Here is a 20,577-nt window from a genome sequence, read left to right as displayed (position 1 = left end):
GTCTCGTTCCAGCCGGGGCGCGATGACCCCAAAAAAAGCCCCGCCTTGCGGCGGGGCTCCGGGGTCGCGGGAAGCGGCTTTTTTGTTATTTGAAGATCTCGCCTTTTTCCGCTTTTTCCACCAGCAGCTTCGGCGGCGTGAAGCGCTCGCCGTAGGTGTTGGCCAATTCCTGGGCACGGGCCACGAAGCCGCGCAGGCCACCTTCGTACTGGTTCATGTACTGCACCACGCCGCCGGTCCAGGCCGGGAAACCGATGCCGAAGATGGAGCCGATGTTGGTGTCGCCCACCGAATCGATCACGCCTTCCTCGAAGCACTTCACGGTTTCGATGGCCTCGGCGAACATCATGCGCTCCTGCATGTCCTGGAACGGGATCGGGTCCTTGGCCGGGAATTGCTCTTTCAGGCCCGGCCACAGGTGCGCCTTGCCGCCTTCCGGGTACTCGTAGAAGCCCTTGCCGTCCAGCTTGCCGGGGCGATCCAGGTCGTTGACCATTTTCTCCATCACCGCCAGGGCCGGATGACGCTGGGGCTGGGTGCCTTCCTTCTCGGCGGCTTCCTTGTATTCGCCGGCGATCTTCAGGGACAGCTTCATGTTGATCTCGTCGATCAGCTTGAGCGCGCCCACCGGATAGCCGGCCTGGGTGGCGGCCTGCTCGATGGAGTTGGCGTTCTGCCCTTCACCGACCATGGCGATGGCCTCGTTGATGAAGGTGCCGATCACGCGGCTGGTGAAGAAGCCCCGGGAATCGTGTACCACGATGGGGGTTTTCTTGATTTGCAGGGTGTAGTCGAACACCTTGGCGAGCACTTCGTCGCTGGTGTTCTTGCCGCGGATGATTTCCACCAGCGGCATCTTGTCCACCGGGCTGAAGAAGTGGATGCCGATGAAGTTGTCCTGCTTTTTCACGCCCTCGGCGAGGCCGGTGATCGGCAGCGTGGAGGTGTTGGAGCCGAGCACCGCGTCCGGCTTGACCACGTCCTCGATTTCCTGGAACACCTTGTGCTTGAGTTCGGTGTTCTCGAACACCGCCTCGATCACGAAGTCCACGCCTTCCAGATCCTTGGCGTCGGCGGCCGGGGTGATGCGCGCGAGAATTTCTTCTTTTTTCTCCTTGCTCATCTTGCCCTTGGACACTTCCTTGTCGAGCAGCTTCTCGGAGTAACCCTTGCCACGCTCGGCGTTCTCCATGGAAACGTCCTTCAGCACCACCTGGGCGCCGGAGCGGGCGGTGACGTAGGCGATGCCCGCGCCCATCATGCCAGCGCCCAGCACCGCCACTTTTTCCGCCTTGTACTTGGGCACGTCCTGGGGACGGCTGGCGCCGGCGTTGATCGCCTGCAGGTTGAAGAAGAAGGCGTTGATCATGTTCTTCGCCACCTGGCCACGGGCCAGTTCCACGAAGTAACGGCCTTCGATGGTGAGGGCGTCGTCGAAGCCCACCTGGGCGCCTTCCACGGCGGCGGCCATGATGTTGCGCGGCGCCGGGTAGTTGGCGCCCTTGAGCTGCTTGCGCAGGTTGGCCGGGAACGCCGGCAGGTTCTGGGCGAACGCCGGAGTGCTGGGGGTGCCGCCGGGGATCTTGAAGCCTTTTTCGTCCCAGGGCTGCTTGGCCTTGGGATTGGCTTTGATCCACTCGCGGGCCTTGGCCAGCATGTCGTCCTCGCTGTCGGCCACCTCATCGATGATGCCCAGGGATTTGGCCTTGGCCACCTTGAGCCGCTGGCCCTGCATCAGCACCTGCATCAGGGCGTCCTGGATGCCCAGCATGCGCACGCTGCGCACCACGCCACCGGCGCCGGGCAGCAGGCCAAGGGTCACTTCCGGAAAGCCGAACTGGGCCTTGGGGTTGTCCAGGGCCACGCGGTGATGGCAGGCCAACGCGATTTCCAGGCCCCCGCCCAGGGCGGTGCCGTTGAGCGCCGCCACCACCGGTTTGCCCAGGGTTTCCAGGCGGCGCAGCTGCGCCTTGCCGGCTTCCACGCCCTTGGCGAATTGCGGCGCGTTTTCCTTGGTCACCTTGGCCAGATCACGCAGGTCGCCGCCGGCGAAGAAGGTGCTCTTGGCGGAGGTGATGATCACCCCGGCGATGTCGTCCTTCTCTTTTTCCAGGCGGGTCACGGTTTCTTCCATGGAGCGCATGTAGCGCTCGTTCATGGTGTTCGCGGATTGCTGGGGATCGTCCAGGATCAGGGTAACGATGTTGTCCGCGTCCTGTTCCCAGCGGATAGTCGATTCACTCATGGTCATTCTCTCTCCGTTGGGTCCTTACAGACGCTCGATGATGGTGGCGATGCCCATGCCGCCGCCCACGCACAGGGTGCACAGCGCGTATTTCTTGTCGCGGCGCTCCAGTTCATCCAGCGCGGTGCCCAGGATCATGGCGCCGGTGGCGCCCAGCGGGTGGCCCATGGCGATGGCGCCACCGTTGACGTTGACCTTGTCGTGGTCGAGGCCCATGTCCTTCATGAAACGCATGGCCACGGAGGCGAACGCCTCGTTGATTTCCACCAGGTCCATCTGATCCACGGTCATGCCGGCTTTCTTGAGCACCTTGCGGCAGGCCGGCGCCGGGCCGGTGAGCATGATGGTGGCGTCGGCGCCGCTGATGGCGGTGGCGACGATGCGGCCGCGCGGCTTCATGCCGTAGTCCTTGCCCACCTGCTCGTTGCCCAGCACCACCAGGGCGGCGCCGTCGACGATGCCGGAGGAGTTGCCGCCGGTGTGCACGTGGTCGATTTTTTCCACGGAGTGGTACTTCTGCAGGGCCACGGCGTCGAAGCCGCCCATTTCGCCCATCACCGCGAAGGAAGGATTCAGTTCACCGAGCTTGTCGGCGGTGGTGCCGGGGCGCACGTGCTCGTCCTGTTCCAGCACCGCCATGCCGTTGCGGTCCTTGACCGGCACCACGGAACGCTGGAAATAGCCTTTTTCCCAGGCGTTGGCGGCGCGCGCCTGGGACTCGGCGGCGAACTCGTCCACGTCGCGGCGGGAGAAGCCCTCGATGGTGGCGATCAGATCGGCGCCGATGCCCTGGGGCACGAAGCCGGTCTCGTAGTTGGTGATCGGGTCCATGGCCCAGGCACCGCCGTCGGAGCCCATGGGAATGCGGCTCATGGCTTCCACGCCGCCGGCCAGGATCAGGTCGTCCCAGCCGGACGCCACTTTCTGGGCGCCGGTATTGACCGCTTCCAGGCCGGAGGCACAGAACCGGTTGAGCTGATAGCCGGCCACGGTGTCCGGCAGGCCGGCGGCCAGGGCGGCGGTCTTGGCGATGCAGGCACCCTGGTCGCCCACCGGCGTGACCACGCCGAGCAGCACGTCGTCGATGCGGTTCACGTCCATGTCGGGGAAGCGCTCGCGCACTTCGTCGATCAGGCCCACCACCAGGTCCAGCGGCTTGACGGTGTGCAGGGAGCCGTCTCTCTTGCCGCGCCCCCGCGGGGTACGGATAGCGTCGTAAATATAGGCTTCGGTCATGTAACCTTTCCTCTCGCCTTGGGCAGTAACCGGCGCGGCGCGGGCGGGGCCCGGGCACCGGCGTCGATGAAAAGCAGGCGGCCAGAGTGCCCCAGGGCCGGGGCGGCGACAATGACGGGAGTGCTCAGGCCGGCTGAGCGGAACGGCCAGCGCATCGCGGATCGCGGCTGAAGCCGCTCCTACGGGTTCCATGCGCGCTGTAGGAGCGGCTTCAGCCGCGATCCCCCCGGCGCAACGGCCATTGCAAGCCGGCCAAGGCGGCCTCAGGGTATCCCGCAAACCGTAACAGGAGACCCCCATGCATTCCCTGGACGTGGCCCGTTCCCTGGCCTCCACCCTGGCCCAGCAGGGCCGTGGCATCGCCACCCGAGGCGCCGCCCGCCAGCCGGCGGAGCCGCTGGAACTCTACGATATGGAAGGTTGCCCGTTCTGCCGCCTGGTGCGCGAGGCCCTCACCGACGTGGATCTGGACGTGCTCACCTACCCCTGCCCCAAGGGTGGCGACCGCTACCGGCCGCTGGTGGAAAAACTGGGTGGCAAGCAGCTGTTTCCCTATCTGATGGACCCCAACACCGGCGTGGCGATGTACGAATCCGCCGACATCATCGACTACCTGTATCGGGAATACGGCGGCCGGACGGCGCCGGGCGGCTGGCGGCTGCGGGCACGCACCGCCGCTTCCCTGGCGGCCTCCGTGCCGCGCGCCGGCCACGGCCTGCGCGCCCGCGACGCGGCGGTGCCGGAGCAGCCGCTGATCCTCTACTCCTTCGAGGGCAGCCCGTTCGCGCGTCTGGTGCGCGAGCGCCTGTGCGAAATGCAGATTCCCTACCTGGTGCGCCAGTGTGGCCGCGACCAGTGGCAGGACTGGGTGCTGCCGCCGGTGCGCAACGCCCTGGAAATGCAATACCTGCCCACCCAGCGCCACCGCCAGGAACTGATGGCCCGGGCCGGCCGGGTGGCGGTGCCCTATCTGATCGACCCGAACAACGGCGAGGAGCTGTTCGAGTCGGAACGCATTCTCGACTACCTGGACCAGCACTACGGCCGCTGAAAAAGCGTTTTTTTGTTGGGCGGGTGCCTTCTCCGTGTCGGAATTCGGTGCTATATAGGGGTGGGAATCATCCCACCCTAACCCAGCTTTAAGAGTAGTGAACGATGAGTCGTCGCCACTTTGATGACTACGACGCCCGCGAGTGGGAAGAAGAGCACAAACGGGTCGTCAGCAAGGAACGCCGTAAACGGGACGCCAAGAAACAGCGCCACCAGGTCGACGACGCGGACGACGCCCCCATGGGCCGAGCCCGCGCCCAGCGCCAGCCGCACTGACCCCTCCCCCGGCCGGGTCCGTCGACGGGGCAGTTCACTGCTCCGTGGGGCGGCTTTTGCCGCTGTTTTCGCAAGCCCTTTCACGCCGCCTTCCATGGCATTGCGGTTTAAGTGCCTCTAGTATGAAGGGTTCCTTGAGGGCATGTAGGAGGCGACGAGCCATGGGCGACTATGACGACGACCTGTTCCAACGCGAAATGACCGGCGTGGCGCCCCTCAAGGAAGACGACCGCGTGCACCCGGAGCGGCGCCGCGAGCCGACCCTGGCCCAGCGCCTGCGGCGCGCGTCCGCCACCGCCCGGCCCAACCGGGACCCCAACCCCCTTTCCCTGCCCGAGCGCGTGCCCCAGGCCGATCCCTATGACATCGTCGGCCTCAAGAAGAACGGCGTGCAGGAAGGCGTGTTCCGCAAGCTGCGGCTCGGCAAGTACGAACCCCAGGCGCGGCTGGACCTGCACCGGGTGCGGCTGGCGGACGCCCGCGATCAGGTCTACCTGTTCATCCGCGAGGCCCAGCAGAGCGGTCTGCGCACGGTGCTGATCAACCATGGCAAGGGCCAGCACAGCGAGCGCCCCGCCCTGCTGAAAAGCTATGTGCTGCACTGGCTGGAGGAATTCGATCAGGTGCTGGCCTTCCACAGCGCGCCGGCCAACCAGGGCGGCGCCGGCGTCACCCTGGTGCTGCTGCGCAAGACCGACGTGGCCAGCCAGAAGAACCGGGAGTTCTTCTACGAGCGCAGCCGCGCCCAGCGGTAAGCAATCGTCGCGACGCCCTCTAACGCTTGACCCGGTTAATGCCGTTGATCGCCGCCACCCGATAGGCCTCGGCCATGGTCGGGTAATTGAAGGTGGTGTCGATGAAATAGTTGATGGTGTTATTGGGCGCCGGCTGGCGCATCACCGCCTGCCCCACGTGCACGATCTCCATGGCCTGGTAACCGAAGCAGTGAATGCCCAGCACCGCCAGGGTATCGCGGTGAAACAGGATCTTGAGCATGCCCACCCGCTCCCCGGTGATCTGCGCCCGGGCCAGGCTCTTGAAGAATGCCTGGCCCACTTCGTAGGGCACCTTGGCCTCGGTGAGCTCCTGCTCGGTGCGGCCCACGGAACTGATGCCGGGGATGGTGTAGATGCCGGTGGGCACGTCGGTGACCTGCTTCACCGGGCCGCCGTCGACGATGCCGGCGGCGCAGAAACGGCCCTGGTCGTAGGAGGCGCTGGCCAGGGACGGCCAGCCCACCACGTCGCCCACCGCGTAAACGCCTTCCACGGCGGTCTGGTAACGCTCGTCCACGGCCAGCTGGCCCCGGCCGTTGGCTTCCAGGCCGATGTTCTCCAGGCCGATGTCCTGGGTGTTGCCGGAACGGCCGTTGCTCCACAGCAGGGCATCGGCGCGCAGCCGCTTGCCGGATTCCAGCTCCAGGGTGACACCGTCGTCATCGGCCACCACCCGGCTGTAATGCTCGCTGTGGCGGATGGTGGCGCCCTGCTCGCGCAGGTGGTAGCTGAGCGCGTCGGAGATTTCCGTGTCCAGGAAATCCAGCAGATGCTCGCGGCTGTTGACCAGGTCCACGCGCATGCCCAGGCCGGTGAACAGGCAGGCGTACTCGCAACCGATGACGCCGGCGCCATAAAGGATGATGTGGCGCGGCGTGTGATCCATGCGCAGGATGGAGTCGGAGTCGTACACCCGGGGGTGGTCGAAATCCACGTCCTCGGGATGATACGGCCGCGAACCGGTGGCGATCAGGATATTGCGGGTGTGCAGCAGCCACTGGCGGCCGGCGTCATCGTCCACGCGCACCTGGTCCGGGGCCTGGATCACGCCCCGGCCGGCGAACACCTTGACCCGGTTGCGGATGTAGAAATCCCCGCGCACCTGGACCTGGGCGTCCACCACCTCCCCGGAACGTTTGATCAGATCCTGCCAGCGCACCTGGCGGGGGTTGATCAGGCCGCGCAGCAGCGGGTTGCGCTGCGAGCGGATCACCTGGCGCACCTGGTGACGCAGCGCCTTGGAGGGAATGGTGCCCCAGTGGGTACAGTTGCCGCCGATCTGGTCACCGCGGTCGATCACCGCCACCCGCAGGCCGCCCTTGGCCGCCTGCATGGCCGCCGCTTCCCCGCCGGGGCCGCTGCCCAGCACCACCAGATCCCATCCGGAGCTGATATCCATAGACGCTGCTCGCCTCCCTTGTTGCTGAATCGATACTGTGAAAGATTGGGGGAAAACCGCAAGGAGCCAAGTCATGGAACCGGATCCCTACGACAGCCCCCGCCCGGGCTCGAAACTGGGCCGCGCCGCCAAGGGTGGCGGTCGCTGGCTGCGCCGTCACCCGCTCGGGGCGCTGCAGATTCTGCTACTGATTCTGGTGCTGGTGGTGATCGCCCAGAATCTGGAACCCACCTCCATCGACCTGCTGTTCTGGACCGTGGCGGCGCTGCCCAAGCTGGTACTGATGCTGCTGAGCATGGTGGTGGGCGCGCTGGTCTGGGAGGGCCTGCGCCGGCGCTGGCTGAAACCCGGGCGGCGCCATGGCGCCACCCCGAAGGACACTGGCGCTACCAGCCAAACACGTCCTTGACGAACGGAATGGTGGGCGCCCGCTGCCGGGCCAGGGCGGTGCGGTCCAGGGTGGCCAGCCGCTCCAGCAGCAGCGCCGGCGAGCGCTCGCTACGCATCACCATGAAACGGGCCACCTCCGGGCCCAGCTTCAGGCCCCGCTCCCGGGCACGCTCGGCGAGCAGGGCCGCCAGATCCTCCTCCTCCATGCGCTGAAGCCGGAACACCGGCCCCGCCGCCAGGCGCGTGGCCAGGTCCGGCAGCAACCAGCCCAGCGCCCCCGGCGCCGCCGTGGCGCTGAACAGCAAAGTGCCGCCGCGCGCCATCATGCGGTTGTAGAGATGGAACAGGGCTTCTTCCCAGGCCGCCTCGCCGGCGAAGCGGTCCACGTCGTCCACCGCCAGCAGGTCGAACTGCTCCATGGATTCCAGCACGTCCGGCACCAGCGGCAGCAGCTCGCCGGCGGGCAGCAGGCAGGCATGACGGCCCAGCTCCTGGGCCCGGCGCACGGCGCCTTCCAGCAAATGGCTGCGGCCCTGGCCGGCGGCGCCCCAGATGAACGCCTGGCGCTCTTCGCCCTCGGCGGCGGCGCGCACCGTGGCCAGGGCGGCACCGTTGGGGCCGGCGTGGAAGTTGTCCAGCGCGTGGCCCTCGCGCAGTTCCAGGGCCAGGGGCAGTTGGCTCATCGCAGGCAGTAGGTCAGCGGCGGCGCGGAGGGATCGCCGCAGTCGCGCAGGGCGTCCAGGCTGCTCACCAGGCGCGCGAGTTCGGCGCGGCCACCGGAAAACGCCATTTCAAACTGCACCCGGTCGTCGCTGGCCACCCGCAACGCCACGTCGCGCACCGGGCCCAGGCCGGCCAGTTGCGTCCGCAGACGGTGCCAGGCGCTCAAGGTAGTCACGCCACGCACCGTGATCACCCGGTCGTCGCGCAGCAGGATGTCGCCACCGGCCGGGTTGTCGCCGCCGATCACCGGCGGCGGCGCGGGACCGTCGCCGGCCGGCGGCGCGTCGCGGTCCGCGCCGGCATTGTCATTACCGCCCACCGCGTAGCGCTCGGCCATCTGATCGGACAAGGCGGCGATGAAGGCGTCCAGGGCGGCGTCGGTGCCCTCGGCCCGGGCGCGCTCGCCGGCCACCGCCTCGCCGCCGTCCAGCAGGCGCCAGTTCAGGGTGGTGGCGGCGCCGTCGTAGAGCACGCCGGTGGCCACCCAGTCGGTGTCGTAGCGGCGCGAGGCCTGCAGCAGCGGGCCGTCGAATTGGCCGCGCACATCGGCCACGGTGACGGTGTCCCGGTCGCGCTGGTCCCACTCCGGCAGCACCAGGGTCACGCCACGCCGGGCGGCCACGTCGGCCAGGCGCTCGGCCAGCGGGTCCCCGGCGGTGACCAGATCGCCACGGCCGGTGCCCTCGGTGACCAGCCACACCAGCACCGGCGGCTGGCTGCCGCCCCACACCGGCGCGCCCCGGTCGGCCAGATAGTGGGTCAGGGCCCGGTCGTCGAACACCGCGCTCAGGCGCAACGGCTCGCCGGGCTGGTAGGAATAGCGGGACAACCAGCGCTGGGGCGCGTCCAGGGCCTCGGCCACGCCGGGCAGGTCCGCCACCCGGTCGCGGCCGGTGAGCCGCGTGATGACGGTTTCCAGCCCCTGGCGCAGGGCCGCCTGGCGGGCCTCGTCGCCGCGCGGCTGCTCTCCGCTCAGGGGCACGGACACCTGGCCGGCCTCCGACGCCCAGGCCGGCGTCGCCGCCAGCAGCACCATCACCAGACTCAACAACAAGCGATACATCGATACGTCCAAAACCGGGTTTGTGAGCGCGCGCCATTATCCCTGATATGACCGCCTCTGGCGAACCGGATTCCCGGGACCGGATAAATTGCCCCGGGCCGGCTCCGCCCATCGCATTTAGCCCGAACAGGCCCTAGAATACGCAGCCTTCAAGACCCCCAGGAGCCCCTTGCCATGAGCGAACAGAAACGGCCGTTGACCTACCGCGACGCCGGTGTCGACATCGATGCCGGCAACGAGTTGGTGAAACGCATCGCCCCGGTGGCCAAACGCACCCGCCGTCCGGAAGTGCTCGGCGGCCTGGGCGGGTTCGGCGCCCTCTGTGCCCTGCCCGAGGGCTACAAGAACCCGGTGCTGGTGGCCGGCACCGACGGCGTCGGCACCAAACTGCGCCTGGCCCTGGAAAACGACCGCCACGACAACGTGGGCATCGACCTGGTGGCCATGTGCGTCAACGATCTGGTGGTGGGCGGCGCCGAGCCCCTGTTCTTCCTGGACTACTACGCCACCGGCAAGCTGGACGTGGACACCGCCACCCGGGTGGTGAGCGGCATCGCCGAGGGGTGTGAACAGGCCGGCTGCGCGCTGATCGGCGGCGAGACCGCGGAGATGCCCGGCATGTACCAGGGCGAGGACTACGACCTGGCGGGCTTCTGCGTGGGCGTGGTGGAACGGGACGGCGTGCTGGACGGCGCCGCCGTGGAAGCCGGCGACAAGGTGATCGGCCTGGCTTCTTCCGGCCCCCACTCCAACGGCTATTCCCTGATCCGCCGCATCCTGGAACAGGCGGACAGCACCGAAATCGACGGCCGGCCGGTGATCGACCTGCTGCTGGAGCCGACCCGCATCTACGTGAAGCCCCTGCTGGAGCTGATCAAGCAGGTGCCGGTGCACGCCCTGGCCCACATCACCGGCGGCGGCCTCACCGAGAACCTGCCCCGGGTGCTGCCCAACGGCACCCGCGCGGTGATCGACACCGCCGCCTGGCAATGGCCGCCGGTGTTCCAGTGGCTGCAGGAACAGGGCCAGGTGCCGGTGCCGGAGATGTACCGCACCTTCAACTGCGGCGTTGGCATGGCCGTGGTGGTGCCCGCCGACGCCGTGGATCAGACCCTGGCGCTGCTCGCCGCCGCCGGCGAATCCGCCTTCCTGATCGGCGAGATCCGCGCCAGCGACGACGAGGAGCCGGAGGTGCTGCTGGAAGGCGTGGCGCCGTGACCCACCGGCTCGCGGTGCTGATCAGCGGCGCCGGCACCAACCTGCAAGCCATTCTCGATGCCATCGCCGCCGGCGACCTGCCGGCCCGGGTCACCCTGGTGCTCAGCAACCGCGCCGGAGCACCCGGCCTGGCCCGGGCGGAACGGGCCGGCCTAAGCACGGCGGTGATCAACCACCGTGACTACGACGGCCGCGAGGCCTTCGACCGGGCCATGATCGAACGCATCGACGCCGCCGGCGCCGACACCGTGGTGCTGGCCGGCTTCATGCGCATTCTTTCGCCCCTGTTCGTGGGCCATTACCAGGGCCGGCTGCTCAATATCCACCCTTCCCTGCTGCCCAAATACCCGGGGCTGGATACCCATGCCCGGGCCCTGGCCGCCGGCGACGCCGAACACGGCTGCTCGCTGCACTTCGTCACCGACGAACTGGACGGCGGCCCCCTGATCGCCCGGGCCGCCGTGCCGGTGAACGAGAACGATAGCGTGGAAAGCCTGTCAAAACGGGTTCAGACACAGGAACACAGCCTGTACCCTCGGGTTCTCCGTTGGCGCGCCGAGGGGCGCCTGCATCTTACCGACCAGGGAGTGGAACTGGATGGCGAAACCCTGCCCGCCTCGGGCCTTTCACTGGGCACTCCGGCTTAGCGGCCTGCTCGCCGCCCTGACGCTGGGCGCCACGGCCATGGCGGCGGACCCGCCGGTGGCCGCTTTCCAGAGCGAATACCGACTCAAGGCCGCCGGCTTCCCGTTCTCCGTGGGCGCCACCCGCTCACTGGCCCCCGCCGCCGGCGGCGGCTGGAAAATGGAAGTGAAAGCCAAGAACTTCATCGGCGAAATCCGCGAAACCTCGGTCTTCCAGTGGGACGGCTGCGTGCCGGTGACCCGCTACTACGGCTACCGCCGCGCCGGCCTGGGCCGGGTGAAGACCGCCGAACTGCGCATCGACCCGGCCAGCCACCAGGCCACCAGCGAACGCAGCGACCATGAGCCGCGCACCTACGACGCCGGCCCCGGCGCCACCGACGAGATCGCTTTGCCCCTGGCGCTGCAGTGCATGCTGTCCCGGGGCGAGGACGCGCTGACCCTGCGGGTGGCGGACGAACGGGAAGTGGAGACCCACCGCTACCGGGTGGAAGGCCGCGAGACCCTGGAGGTCGCCGACCGCGAGGTGAAGACCATCAAGGTGCGCCGCGTGCGCGAGCGCGACAACGGACGCGAAACCTTCCTGTGGTTCGCCCCGGAGCATGACCACGCCCTGGTGCAGCTGGTGCAGCGCAACAATGACGGACGCCATGTTCTGCGCCTGGAGACCTTTCCGTAATGCGAGCGCCCTTGATCCTGGCGGCGCTGCTCTGGCTGGCGCCGCTGATCGCCGGCGCCGCCCCCCTGGCACCGTTCTCCGCCGAGTACCGCATCTACGTCAACAAGATCCCCACCCCCATCAAGGCCACCCTGATCCTGGAGCCGGTGGCCGGCGACGACCGCTACCACATGCTGTTCGAGGCCCATTCCTGGCTGCTCAACAACCGCGAGGAAAGCTGGTTCCGCTGGAACCGCTGCGCGCCACGCACGATCCGCTACGAGCATGAGTTCAACGGCTTCGGCAAGCACCGCTACTACCACACGGATTTCGACTGGGACAAACCCGGCGTGACCACCGAATCCGAGGATGGCGTGGAGGCCTTCGCCATTCCCGAGGACGCCCTGGACGAATTGAGCATGCTGCTGCGGGCACGCTGCGTGTTCGCCGGCGGCGACAAGGAATACGACGCCACCAGCGTGTACGGCGACGACCTGCGCCACCATCATTTCGTGGTGGTGGACCGGGAAACCATCGACACCCCCATGGGCGAACTGGACACCCTGGTGGTGGAGAAGAAGCGGGACAAGGACGAGGACGAAAAGCGCCGCACCCTGTTCTGGGTGGCGCCCAAGGTGGGCTACATGGTGGTGAAGGCCCGCCACATCGAAAGCGCCCTGCTCCATGGCGAGCTGATCATGCGCGAGTACAACGGGCCCTTGCCGGAATAAGACGGGTGCGGGATGCGGACGCGGAGGGGTTGCTCCGGCCCTGGTTATCGCGGCTGAAGCCGCTCCTACACGGGCTCCGTAGGAGCGGCTTCAGCCGCGATGGGTTTCAGGCGCGCGGCAGGGTGACGCCCTTCTGCCCCTGATACTTGCCGCCGCGATCCTTGTAGGAGGTCTCGCAGATTTCGTCGGATTCCAGGAACAGCATTTGCGCCACGCCCTCGTTGGCGTAGATGCGCGCCGGCAGGTTAGTGGTGTTGGAGAATTCCAAGGTGACGTGGCCTTCCCACTCCGGCTCCAGCGGCGTCACATTGACGATGATGCCGCAGCGCGCGTAGGTGGACTTGCCCAGGCAGATGGTGAGCACGTTACGGGGAATGCGGAAGTATTCCACGGTGCGCGCCAGGGCGAAGGAGTTGGGCGGGATGGTGCAGTAGTCGCCCTTGATGTCCACGAAGCTCTTCTCGTCGAAATGCTTGGGGTCCACGGTGGCCGAGTGGATGTTGGTGAACACCTTGAATTCGTCGGCGCAGCGCACGTCGTAGCCGTAGCTGGATACCCCGTAGGAAATCAGCTTGTCGCCGTTCTGGTCGGCGCGGATCTGACCGTCCTGGAACGGCTCGATCATGCCGTGCTCCAGGGCCATGCGTTTGATCCAGCGGTCGGCTTTGATGCTCATGGGAATCCTTACATGTCGGTGTCGACGGAATCGGGCAATGGTACCCTGCTCAATGCTGGGTCACCACCTTGGGAAACGGGCGGCGGCCGGCGCGAGTCAGCGACAGCCGCGCCGCCATGCGCCGGGCGGTGTCCCGGTAAATACGCGCCTCGGCGCTGTCCGGCTCCGCCACCACCGTGGGCGTGCCGCCGTCGGCCTGCTCGCGGATGCGCAGCGACAGCGGCAGCGACCCCAGCACCGGGGCGTCGTACTCGCGGCTCATGCGCTCGGCGCCGCCCTGGCCGAAGATGTGCTCCTCGTGGCCGCAGTTCGAGCAGATGTGCACCGCCATGTTCTCCACCACGCCGAGCACGCCCACGTCCACCTTGCGGAACATTTCCACGCCCTTGATGGCGTCCAGCAGGGCGATGTCCTGGGGCGTGGTCACCACCACCGCGCCGGCCACCGGAATTTTCTGCGCCAGGGTCAGCTGAATGTCGCCGGTGCCCGGCGGCAGATCGACGATCAGATAGTCCAGATCGTGCCAGGCGGTCTGCTGCATCATCTGGGTGAGCGCGCCGCTGGCCTTGGGCCCGCGCCACACCACCGGGGTCTGCTCGGTGACCAGGTACCCCATGGACATGGTCTGCAGGCCGTGGGCGGGCACCGGAATGAAGGTGTTGCCGTCGCGGACCTCCGGCCGGGTGCCCTTGGGCAGACCCAGCATCACCGGCTGGCTGGGGCCGAAGATGTCCGCGTCCAGCAGGCCCACCCGGGCGCCCTCGGCGTGCAACGCCAGGGCCAGATTCACCGCCGTGGTGGATTTGCCCACGCCGCCCTTGCCGGAGGCCACCGCGATCACGTTGGCCACCTGCAACATGGCCGGCATGTCGTGTTGCGCGCGGTGCGGGCTGATGTGCACGCCGAGATCCAGGTCCAGGTCGCGACCGTCCAGCAACGGCGTCACCCTTTCCTCGATGGCCGCGCGCAGCGCCGGCAGCCGCGACTGGCAGGGATAACCCAGGCGCACCACCAGGCGCAGCGTCGTGTCGCTCTCGACGATTTCCTTCACCGCACCCGCGGAAACCAGGTCCACGCCCAGATCCTCGGGGATCAAATCCGCCAGGGACTGTCTAACCGCCTGTTCGATTCGCATTTCAGGACCTCCTGCATCCGGGGAGGGAATGATAAAGTTGCAGGCTGGACTGGACCAGCCCTCGACCAAGGAGATCACCATGGTAAAACCCGCACCGCTGTTCGCCGGCCTGTTGGCCGCCCTGCTGCTTACCGCCTGCGGCGCCCCCGCCACCCCGGAGCAACGGGACACCGTCAACGTATCCGGCGAGGGCAGCGTCAAGGCGCGCCCGGATCTGTTCTCGCTGACCGCCGTGGCCCGCGAACGGGGTGACGACATCGCCGCCATGAAGAGCACCGTGGACGATCAGGTCCAGGCCATGCTGGACCTGGCCGACGATCTGGACATCCCGGAGAAGAGCGTCACCGCCAGTGACATCCAGATCAGCCCGGAATGGCAGTACCAGCCAGAGCGCAAACTGATCGGCCACCAGGTCAGCCGCGAGGTCACCTTCAAGGTGTCCGGCGTGGAGCGCTACGCGGAGCTGGCCGACGGCCTGGCCGGGCTGGGCCTCAAGGAACTGCGCCCCGCCGGCAGCGAAATCAGCAACGCCGACGAGCTCGCCCACCAGGCCCTGGAAAACGCCGTGAAGGATGCCCGCGACAAGGCGGAAATCCTGGCCCGCGCCGCCGGCCGTGAACTGGGCGAGGCAATGCAGATCAACGCCCAGGGCTACCGCATGCCCCAGCCGGTGATGATGCGCGCCGCCAGCACCAAGGAAGACAGCGCCCAGAGCTACCGCCCCGGCGAACAGGACGTTACCGCCACCGTGCAGATCACCTTCGAACTGGACTGACCGCCGGCATGGATCCGCTGGGTTTCATCTCGGTGGCGGCGCTGCGCCAGTATCTGGCCAGCGCCCGGGTCCGGCGCGTGGACGTGGACCAGGCCCTGGCCGCCGCCGGCATCGATGCCGGCGAGCTCTCCGACCCGGAGGCGCGCATCCGCGGGGCCCGCTTCGAGCGCCTGCTCAACGAGCTGGTGCGCCGCGGCGACGATCCGCTGTTCGGGCTGCACACCAGCGAACACGTGCAGCCCGGCTCCTACAACGTGATGGGCTACATCGCCATGAGCGCCGGCACCGTGGGCGAGGCACTGTCCAAGGTGTCCCGCTACGAGAAGCTGGTCGGCGACATGGGCACCACCGAAACCCGCCTGCACGATGAACACTCGGAAATCCTCTGGCACTGCCGTTACCCCCGCCAGCCGGCCCGCCGGCACCTGATCGAGAACGTGTTCGGCTCCTGGCTGCACTACACCCGCTGGCTCACCGGCGACCTGAAGCTGGCCCCCGGCGAGGTGTGGTTCGAGCATCCCGGGCCCCGCTTCCTGCACCAGCAGCGCGAGTACGAACGGGTGTTCCGCTGTCCGGTGCGCTTCAGCCGCCCCTACTCGGCGCTGATCGGCCCGCGCCGGCTGCTGGACTACCCCCTGCGCCAGCCCGATCCCACGCTGCTTTCCACCCTGGAGGCTCACGCCGCGCGCCAGTTGGAAGCCCTGGGCATCGCCACCAGCCTGGGCCAGCGCGTGCGCCAGTGCCTGGAGGAGGCCCTGGGTGGTGGGCGCCTGCCGGACCGCGACCAGGTGGCCCGTGCCCTGCGCCTGAATACCCGCACCCTGCACCGCCGGCTGGCCGCCGAGGGCACCGGCTGGCAGCGCATCCTCGACGACGTGCGCCTGGAGCGCGCCAAGCAACATCTGCGCGACAGCGACTGCCCCCAGGGCGAGATCGCCGAGGACCTGGGCTACGCCGACATCCGCTGCTTTCAACGCAGCTTCAAACGGCGCACCGGCCAGACGCCGGGCCAATGGCGCCGCGCCCCGCGGGACGCCGGTTGACCGTATCGCCGGGTTTCCCGGTTTCCCTTTTTTGACATCGCTCGATGTCAATATTAATGTTTTGTCGGACAATCCAAGCCCAACAGCCGCGTCGCCCGCCGCTAGACTGGCCCGCAAACACAACAAAAGTGCCAGGGAGAATCGCCAATGAAACGCACGCTCAAGCAGCTTGAGCGCGCCATCGAGCACGCCAGCACCCATCAGGAATGGCTGGAGGCCAGCCGCGAGCACGACCGGCTGTCCGGCGCCGACGATTGGAAGGAAATCGACCGTTCTCCGCACTACGATTACGAACTGATCCGCAACCGGCTCTGGCAGATCCGCCAGGCCCGGGAACGCGGCGACGTCAACAAACTGGTCTTCCACCTCCACGAAGGCCTGCACGGCAACCTGGGCAACATCTCCAACCCGGCCCTCTACGGCCACACCCGGGTGGGCACCAAGCAACTCATCGAACGCTATCTGGACGAGGTCTGCACCGCGCTGGAGTACGTCTGCGACGGCGACTTCAAGAATTTCGGTCTGAAGCAGAAGCTGGATTTCTTTGAAACCACCGGGGCCGCCTTCGGGCAAAGCTGCCTGATGCTCTCCGGCGGCGCCGCCCTGGGCCTGTTCCACGTGGGCGTGGTGAAAACGCTCTGGGAGCACGGCCTGCTGCCCTCTGTGATCTCCGGCTCCAGCGCCGGCAGCATCGTCGCCGCCGTGGTCGGCACCCACAACGACAACGAACTGGCCGCCAAACTGGAGCCGGAGAATCTGTACCTGGAAGCGTTCAAGGCGATCGGCTGGAAAGGCGTGCTGCGCGGCACCCCGGTGCTCGACGGCGACCATCTGGAGGCCTGCCTGGAAGAGAACATCCAGGATCTGACCTTCGAGGAGGCGTACCGCAAGACCGGCCGCGAGATCAACATCACGGTCAGCCCCTATGACCGCAACCAGCACGCCCGCCTGCTCAACTGGCGCACCTCGCCCAACGTGTTGATCCGCAAGGCGGCCCTGGCCAGCTGCGCGATTCCCGGCATCTACCCGCCGGTGACCCTGTGGGCCAAGAGCCTGGACGGCGAGCGGGTGCCCTACATCCCCGGCCGCAAGTTCGTGGACGGCTCGATCCAGGACGACCTGCCGATCCGCCGCCTGTCGCGGCTGTTCGGCGTCAACCATTCCATCGTCAGCCAGACCAACCCCCACGTGGTGCCCTTCCTGCCGCGCAGCGAAAGCACCAACTCCAGCCTCAGCACCCTGGGCGACTGGGCGATCCGCAATGTGTCCATGAACCTGCACTACGCCCTGGAGCTGGTGCGCCGCCGGGTGCACTCCAACGACCTGGGGCTGATCGTCGACAAGGCCCAGACCGTGGTGAAGCAGCGCTACATCGGCGACATCAACCTGATCCCGCCGCGCCAACCGCTCAATGCCCTGCGCGTGCTCAGCAACCCGTCCCTGGACGACGTGCGCGCCTTCGTCCGCGCCGGCGAGAAAACCACCTGGCCCAAGCTGTGGATGATCGGCAACACCACCCGCATCAGCCGCACCTTCCGCGCCTGCCGCGAGCGCCTGGACCGCCTCGAGGAACGCACCCTCAACCGTCTGCAGATGGTGGCCACGGTATAAGCCCGCGCCGGGTACCCCCCGGCGCTATTTGCTTAGCGCGATTCCTTCTTTGCCGCCCCCTTTAAAGGTGGCGCGCAAGCCTCTATGTTTGGGACATTCGTATTCAACGGATTCGCGATTCCACTGACCAGGAGGCACGACATGGCACTGCAACTCGGCGATACCGCCCCGGATTTCAAACAGGACTCCACCGACGGCCCCATTTCCTTCCACGACTGGGCCGGCGACAGCTGGGTGGTGCTGTTCTCCCACCCCAAGGATTTCACCCCGGTGTGCACCACCGAACTGGGTGAAGTGGCGCGTCTGAAACCGGAATTCGACAAACGCAACGTCAAGACCATCGGCCTGTCCGTGGACCCGCTGGACGATCACAACGCCTGGTGCGGCGACATCGAGGAAACCCAGGGCTCCGCCCTCAACTTCCCGCTGCTCGCCGACGCCGACCGCACCGTGTCCAATCTGTACGGCATGATCCACCCCAATGCCGACAACACCCTCACCGTGCGCAGCGTGTTCGTGATCGACCCCAACAAGAAGATCCGTCTGACCATCACCTACCCGGCCAGCACCGGCCGCAACTTCGACGAGATCCTGCGGGTCATCGACAGCCTGCAGCTCACCGATGGCTACAAGGTGGCCACTCCGGTGAACTGGAACGAAGGCGACGACGTGATCATCGTCCCGTCCCTGAACAACGACGAAGCCGCCAAGCTGTTCCCGGAAGGCTGGGACGAGAAGAAACCCTACCTGCGCATGGTCAAGCAGCCCAAGCGCGGCTAAAGGCCTTATCGCGGCTAAAGCCGCTCCTACCGCGACAAACCCTCGCCGTGGGAGCGGCTTCAGCCGCGAAACGGTCGCCGTGTAGGGCCAAGCGTCGAAACAGGAGCTTCTCCCACCCCCTGGACAGCGGCCCGGTTTCCCGGTGTAATAGCCGCCCATCGCGGGTGTAGCTCAATGGTAGAGCAGAAGCTTCCCAAGCTTACGACGAGGGTTCGATTCCCTTCACCCGCTCCAGAATTTTCCCTTCCTTATCAACGGGTTATAACCCTTCACCACCCTTCGGCGTCGAAGAAGTGACGAAAGAGAGCGGATTCAAGGCAATCGCCTCACGCACTAGCGTAATCACCACCCGGGGCTTCGGACCCTTATTGCGTGATATACGCCACTGGCGTACCATTCTCCCATGATCTTTATCGAGACCCCGGTATTCACCAAGCGCCTGCGTGATCTGCTTGATGACGAGAGTTACGCCGCCTTCCAGCAGGATCTCGCCGACAGCCCCAAAATGGGTGACGTGATCCAGGGAACCGGCGGACTCCGCAAGGTACGGGTCGCCACCAGTGGACGCGGGAAACGGGGCGGCGCACGGGTTATCTACTATCATTTCGTGTCGGCTTCACAGATCGCGTTACTGCTGATCTATCCGAAAAACGAAAAAGATGATCTGAGCGCGGCCGAGCGCAAGGCGCTCAAACACATTATCGAGCAATGGAGGTAATCACTATGGGCAAAATCTTTGATGACCTCATGGAAAGCGTGCAGCAGATGGATGAAATCCACCGTGGTGAGCGTCAGCCTTCACGGGAGTTCACCGTGGATGCAATGCAGGTGAAGGCTATCCGCCAGACAACCGGTCTCAGCCAGGCCAAGTTTGCCAAAGTGATCGACGTGCAACTTGCCACGCTCCGTAACTGGGAGCAGGGACGACGTGAACCAACGGGACCCGCCAAGGCACTGCTGCGGGCGATTCACAAGGACCCCCAGCATGTTATCCAGGCATTGGCTGATTGATCGTTGCCTACCAACCTCCGTTTGGAGCGGCAGATTCCCTTCACCCGCTCCAAATCGAAAAGGGCCGCGCAATGCGGCCCTTTTTCGTTTGGCGCCGGCGGGAGAGCACGAACCGGGGTTTTCGCCTACGAAACCCGACGAAAAGCACCATCCGGCTTGGGATTTCGCTTACACGACTTTCAGCGCCATGCCGATAGCCGGCACCGCGCCGGCGGCCGAGACTGCCTGTTCAGGATTTGAACACGAACAGGGAGGCAGGAAGCATGTCCCGACCGATTGTGTATTTCGTGGTCACCGTGATCGTGGTGTTTCTCACCGTGGCGGCCACCGTGGGCCACGGCAAAACCACCCCGGCGCTGATGCTGGCCAATGTCTACCAGGACGACGTGGACCTGACCGATTACTGGGTCAGCGAAAAGTTCGACGGCGTGCGCGCCTACTGGGACGGTGAGCGGCTGGTGAGCCGCAACGGCAACGTGATCCGCACCCCGCCCGGCTTCACCGAGGGCTTCCCGGACCAACCCCTGGACGGTGAACTGTGGCGCGGACGCGGCACCTTCGCCCGCTTGATGGGCGCGCTGCGCCGCACCGAGCCCCAGCCCGAGCAGTGGGAGAACATCTATTACATGGTGTTCGATCTGCCCCGCGCCGAGGGTCCCTTCGACCGCCGGCTGCGCGCACTGCGTGCCCTTCTGAAGGCCCATCCGGCGCCCCACCTGAAGCCGGTGCCCCAGCAACGGGTGGCGACCCGGTCGCAACTGATGGCCCGGCTGGACCAGGTGGTGGCCGCCGGCGGCGAGGGGCTGATGCTGCATCGCGGCAGCGCCCCCTACCGGGGCTACCGCTCCGACGACCTGCTCAAACTGAAGCCCTACCGGGACGCCGAGGGGCGGGTGGTGGCGCACCTGCCCGGCGAGGGCCGGCTGGAGGGAATGATGGGCGCCCTGCTGGTGGAAACTCCGGCCGGGCAGCATTTCCGGCTGGGCACCGGCTTCAGTGACGCGGAGCGGGAGAACCCACCGCCGATCGGCAGCATCGTCACCTACCAATTCCACGGCCACACCAAGAACGGCCTGCCCCGCTTCGCCAGCTATCTGCGCACGCGCAGCCGGGGGCCGGGTTATGTGCGCTGAGCGC

22 protein-coding genes and 1 tRNA gene are annotated in these 20,577 nt (G+C 66.8%); 16 read left to right on the top strand and 7 right to left on the bottom strand.

Going from position 1 to position 20,577, the window contains the following annotated elements; genetic code table 11:
• Positions 1-85: 85 nt before the first annotated feature.
• A complete protein-coding gene (locus HMJ39_RS01865) occupies positions 86-2,245 on the bottom strand; it encodes a 3-hydroxyacyl-CoA dehydrogenase NAD-binding domain-containing protein (RefSeq protein ID WP_194296060.1) in 2,160 nt (719 codons plus the stop codon).
• A gap of 24 nt (positions 2,246-2,269) precedes the next feature.
• A complete protein-coding gene (locus HMJ39_RS01860) occupies positions 2,270-3,481 on the bottom strand; it encodes an acetyl-CoA C-acetyltransferase (protein WP_161383772.1) in 1,212 nt (403 codons plus the stop codon).
• Positions 3,482-3,779: 298 nt separating this feature from the next.
• Here HMJ39_RS01860 and HMJ39_RS01855 point away from each other — a divergent pair, with 298 nt between their 5' ends.
• From HMJ39_RS01855 to smrA, 3 genes are all read left to right on the top strand, one after another.
• Positions 3,780-4,532 (top strand): glutathione S-transferase N-terminal domain-containing protein, encoded by a 753-nt coding sequence (locus HMJ39_RS01855; protein ID WP_194296059.1) that lies wholly within the window; start codon positions 3,780-3,782, stop codon positions 4,530-4,532.
• Positions 4,533-4,636: 104 nt separating this feature from the next.
• Positions 4,637-4,807, top strand: coding sequence for a hypothetical protein (locus HMJ39_RS01850; RefSeq protein ID WP_194296058.1), 171 nt, complete (start codon positions 4,637-4,639; stop codon positions 4,805-4,807).
• Positions 4,808-4,968: 161 nt separating this feature from the next.
• A complete protein-coding gene (gene smrA, locus HMJ39_RS01845) occupies positions 4,969-5,562 on the top strand; it encodes a DNA endonuclease SmrA (protein ID WP_161383769.1) in 594 nt (197 codons plus the stop codon).
• A 19-nt stretch (positions 5,563-5,581) separates the two neighbouring features.
• Here smrA and sthA read toward each other — a convergent pair whose 3' ends face one another.
• Positions 5,582-6,982: a Si-specific NAD(P)(+) transhydrogenase gene (gene sthA / locus HMJ39_RS01840; protein WP_161383768.1), complete on the bottom strand. Its 1,401-nt coding sequence runs from the start codon at positions 6,980-6,982 to the stop codon at positions 5,582-5,584.
• 73 nt (positions 6,983-7,055) lie between these two features.
• Between sthA and HMJ39_RS01835 the strand changes: the two genes are divergently transcribed.
• A complete protein-coding gene (locus tag HMJ39_RS01835) occupies positions 7,056-7,391 on the top strand; it encodes a LapA family protein (RefSeq protein ID WP_161383767.1) in 336 nt (111 codons plus the stop codon).
• On the opposite strand, the gene hda is transcribed toward HMJ39_RS01835, so the two are convergent.
• Entirely contained in the window at positions 7,369-8,055 is a 687-nt protein-coding gene (gene hda / locus HMJ39_RS01830; RefSeq protein ID WP_194296057.1) for a DnaA regulatory inactivator Hda, read from the bottom strand. The two genes, HMJ39_RS01835 and hda, sit on opposite strands and share 23 nt — an antisense overlap.
• Positions 8,052-9,158 (bottom strand): DUF2066 domain-containing protein, encoded by a 1,107-nt coding sequence (locus HMJ39_RS01825; RefSeq protein WP_194296056.1) that lies wholly within the window; start codon positions 9,156-9,158, stop codon positions 8,052-8,054. The genes hda and HMJ39_RS01825 overlap by 4 nt, the downstream gene beginning before the upstream one ends.
• A 174-nt stretch (positions 9,159-9,332) precedes the next feature.
• On the opposite strand from HMJ39_RS01825, the gene purM reads away from it, so the two are divergent.
• From purM to HMJ39_RS01805, 4 genes are read left to right on the top strand one after another with little or no spacing between them, the layout of a single operon-like run.
• Complete coding sequence (gene purM, locus HMJ39_RS01820) at positions 9,333-10,376, top strand: phosphoribosylformylglycinamidine cyclo-ligase (RefSeq protein ID WP_194296055.1); 1,044 nt, start codon at positions 9,333-9,335, stop codon at positions 10,374-10,376.
• A complete protein-coding gene (gene purN / locus HMJ39_RS01815) occupies positions 10,373-11,023 on the top strand; it encodes a phosphoribosylglycinamide formyltransferase (RefSeq protein ID WP_194296054.1) in 651 nt (216 codons plus the stop codon). The genes purM and purN overlap by 4 nt, the downstream gene beginning before the upstream one ends.
• Positions 10,974-11,699 (top strand): DUF3108 domain-containing protein, encoded by a 726-nt coding sequence (locus HMJ39_RS01810; RefSeq protein ID WP_161383762.1) that lies wholly within the window; start codon positions 10,974-10,976, stop codon positions 11,697-11,699. The genes purN and HMJ39_RS01810 overlap by 50 nt, the downstream gene beginning before the upstream one ends.
• Complete coding sequence (locus tag HMJ39_RS01805) at positions 11,699-12,409, top strand: DUF3108 domain-containing protein (RefSeq protein WP_194296053.1); 711 nt, start codon at positions 11,699-11,701, stop codon at positions 12,407-12,409. The genes HMJ39_RS01810 and HMJ39_RS01805 overlap by 1 nt, the downstream gene beginning before the upstream one ends.
• Positions 12,410-12,515: 106 nt before the next feature.
• On the opposite strand, the gene dcd is transcribed toward HMJ39_RS01805, so the two are convergent.
• Together dcd and apbC are read right to left on the bottom strand one after the other, a co-directional pair.
• Entirely contained in the window at positions 12,516-13,085 is a 570-nt protein-coding gene (gene dcd, locus HMJ39_RS01800) for a dCTP deaminase (protein ID WP_194296052.1), read from the bottom strand.
• A gap of 49 nt (positions 13,086-13,134) precedes the next feature.
• On the bottom strand, positions 13,135-14,220 hold the full coding sequence (apbC, locus tag HMJ39_RS01795) for an iron-sulfur cluster carrier protein ApbC (protein WP_194296051.1): 1,086 nt from the start codon (positions 14,218-14,220) through the stop codon (positions 13,135-13,137).
• A gap of 79 nt (positions 14,221-14,299) precedes the next feature.
• Between apbC and HMJ39_RS01790 the strand changes: the two genes are divergently transcribed.
• The 8 genes from HMJ39_RS01790 (at position 14,300) to HMJ39_RS01755 (ending at position 20,573) form a co-directional block, all read left to right on the top strand.
• Positions 14,300-14,995: an SIMPL domain-containing protein gene (locus tag HMJ39_RS01790; protein ID WP_161383758.1), complete on the top strand. Its 696-nt coding sequence runs from the start codon at positions 14,300-14,302 to the stop codon at positions 14,993-14,995.
• A gap of 8 nt (positions 14,996-15,003) precedes the next feature.
• Complete coding sequence (locus tag HMJ39_RS01785) at positions 15,004-16,038, top strand: AraC family transcriptional regulator (RefSeq protein WP_161383757.1); 1,035 nt, start codon at positions 15,004-15,006, stop codon at positions 16,036-16,038.
• A 147-nt stretch (positions 16,039-16,185) separates the two neighbouring features.
• The gene (locus tag HMJ39_RS01780; protein WP_194296050.1) at positions 16,186-17,649 is read left to right on the top strand and encodes a DUF3336 domain-containing protein; all 1,464 of its coding nucleotides are present in this window, start codon (positions 16,186-16,188) and stop codon (positions 17,647-17,649) included.
• Between the two features lie 141 nt (positions 17,650-17,790).
• On the top strand, positions 17,791-18,429 hold the full coding sequence (locus HMJ39_RS01775; RefSeq protein WP_194296049.1) for a peroxiredoxin: 639 nt from the start codon (positions 17,791-17,793) through the stop codon (positions 18,427-18,429).
• Between the two features lie 160 nt (positions 18,430-18,589).
• Positions 18,590-18,663, top strand: a tRNA-Gly gene (locus tag HMJ39_RS01770).
• A gap of 169 nt (positions 18,664-18,832) precedes the next feature.
• The gene (locus HMJ39_RS01765) at positions 18,833-19,147 is read left to right on the top strand and encodes a type II toxin-antitoxin system RelE/ParE family toxin (protein ID WP_194296048.1); all 315 of its coding nucleotides are present in this window, start codon (positions 18,833-18,835) and stop codon (positions 19,145-19,147) included.
• A gap of 5 nt (positions 19,148-19,152) precedes the next feature.
• Positions 19,153-19,440 (top strand): NadS family protein, encoded by a 288-nt coding sequence (nadS, locus tag HMJ39_RS01760; RefSeq protein ID WP_161383753.1) that lies wholly within the window; start codon positions 19,153-19,155, stop codon positions 19,438-19,440.
• A 263-nt stretch (positions 19,441-19,703) separates the two neighbouring features.
• On the top strand, positions 19,704-20,573 hold the full coding sequence (locus HMJ39_RS01755; RefSeq protein ID WP_161383752.1) for a DNA ligase: 870 nt from the start codon (positions 19,704-19,706) through the stop codon (positions 20,571-20,573).
• Positions 20,574-20,577 lie beyond the last annotated feature (4 nt).

Origin of the sequence: Alloalcanivorax profundimaris (assembly GCF_015265435.1) — a bacterium.
Classification (GTDB): domain Bacteria; phylum Pseudomonadota; class Gammaproteobacteria; order Pseudomonadales; family Alcanivoracaceae; genus Alloalcanivorax; species Alloalcanivorax profundimaris.
The sequence above is the reverse complement of the archived record's forward strand: the minus strand, read 5'-3'. Positions and strand labels throughout refer to the sequence as shown.

Coding starts and splice junctions, on each gene's coding strand:
- HMJ39_RS01835 (WP_161383767.1), top strand. CDS start 7,056: ATGGAACCGGATCCCTACGACAGCCCCCGCCCGGGCTCGAAACTGGGC.
- HMJ39_RS01850 (WP_194296058.1), top strand. CDS start 4,637: ATGAGTCGTCGCCACTTTGATGACTACGACGCCCGCGAGTGGGAAGAA.
- HMJ39_RS01755 (WP_161383752.1), top strand. CDS start 19,704: ATGTCCCGACCGATTGTGTATTTCGTGGTCACCGTGATCGTGGTGTTT.
- hda (WP_194296057.1), bottom strand. CDS start 8,055: ATGAGCCAACTGCCCCTGGCCCTGGAACTGCGCGAGGGCCACGCGCTG.
- apbC (WP_194296051.1), bottom strand. CDS start 14,220: ATGCGAATCGAACAGGCGGTTAGACAGTCCCTGGCGGATTTGATCCCC.
- HMJ39_RS01805 (WP_194296053.1), top strand. CDS start 11,699: ATGCGAGCGCCCTTGATCCTGGCGGCGCTGCTCTGGCTGGCGCCGCTG.
- HMJ39_RS01765 (WP_194296048.1), top strand. CDS start 18,833: ATGATCTTTATCGAGACCCCGGTATTCACCAAGCGCCTGCGTGATCTG.
- HMJ39_RS01785 (WP_161383757.1), top strand. CDS start 15,004: ATGGATCCGCTGGGTTTCATCTCGGTGGCGGCGCTGCGCCAGTATCTG.
- HMJ39_RS01775 (WP_194296049.1), top strand. CDS start 17,791: ATGGCACTGCAACTCGGCGATACCGCCCCGGATTTCAAACAGGACTCC.
- dcd (WP_194296052.1), bottom strand. CDS start 13,085: ATGAGCATCAAAGCCGACCGCTGGATCAAACGCATGGCCCTGGAGCAC.
- HMJ39_RS01860 (WP_161383772.1), bottom strand. CDS start 3,481: ATGACCGAAGCCTATATTTACGACGCTATCCGTACCCCGCGGGGGCGC.
- sthA (WP_161383768.1), bottom strand. CDS start 6,982: ATGGATATCAGCTCCGGATGGGATCTGGTGGTGCTGGGCAGCGGCCCC.
- HMJ39_RS01780 (WP_194296050.1), top strand. CDS start 16,186: ATGAAACGCACGCTCAAGCAGCTTGAGCGCGCCATCGAGCACGCCAGC.
- HMJ39_RS01810 (WP_161383762.1), top strand. CDS start 10,974: ATGGCGAAACCCTGCCCGCCTCGGGCCTTTCACTGGGCACTCCGGCTT.
- HMJ39_RS01865 (WP_194296060.1), bottom strand. CDS start 2,245: ATGAGTGAATCGACTATCCGCTGGGAACAGGACGCGGACAACATCGTT.
- HMJ39_RS01855 (WP_194296059.1), top strand. CDS start 3,780: ATGCATTCCCTGGACGTGGCCCGTTCCCTGGCCTCCACCCTGGCCCAG.
- nadS (WP_161383753.1), top strand. CDS start 19,153: ATGGGCAAAATCTTTGATGACCTCATGGAAAGCGTGCAGCAGATGGAT.
- smrA (WP_161383769.1), top strand. CDS start 4,969: ATGGGCGACTATGACGACGACCTGTTCCAACGCGAAATGACCGGCGTG.
- purM (WP_194296055.1), top strand. CDS start 9,333: ATGAGCGAACAGAAACGGCCGTTGACCTACCGCGACGCCGGTGTCGAC.
- HMJ39_RS01790 (WP_161383758.1), top strand. CDS start 14,300: ATGGTAAAACCCGCACCGCTGTTCGCCGGCCTGTTGGCCGCCCTGCTG.
- HMJ39_RS01825 (WP_194296056.1), bottom strand. CDS start 9,158: ATGTATCGCTTGTTGTTGAGTCTGGTGATGGTGCTGCTGGCGGCGACG.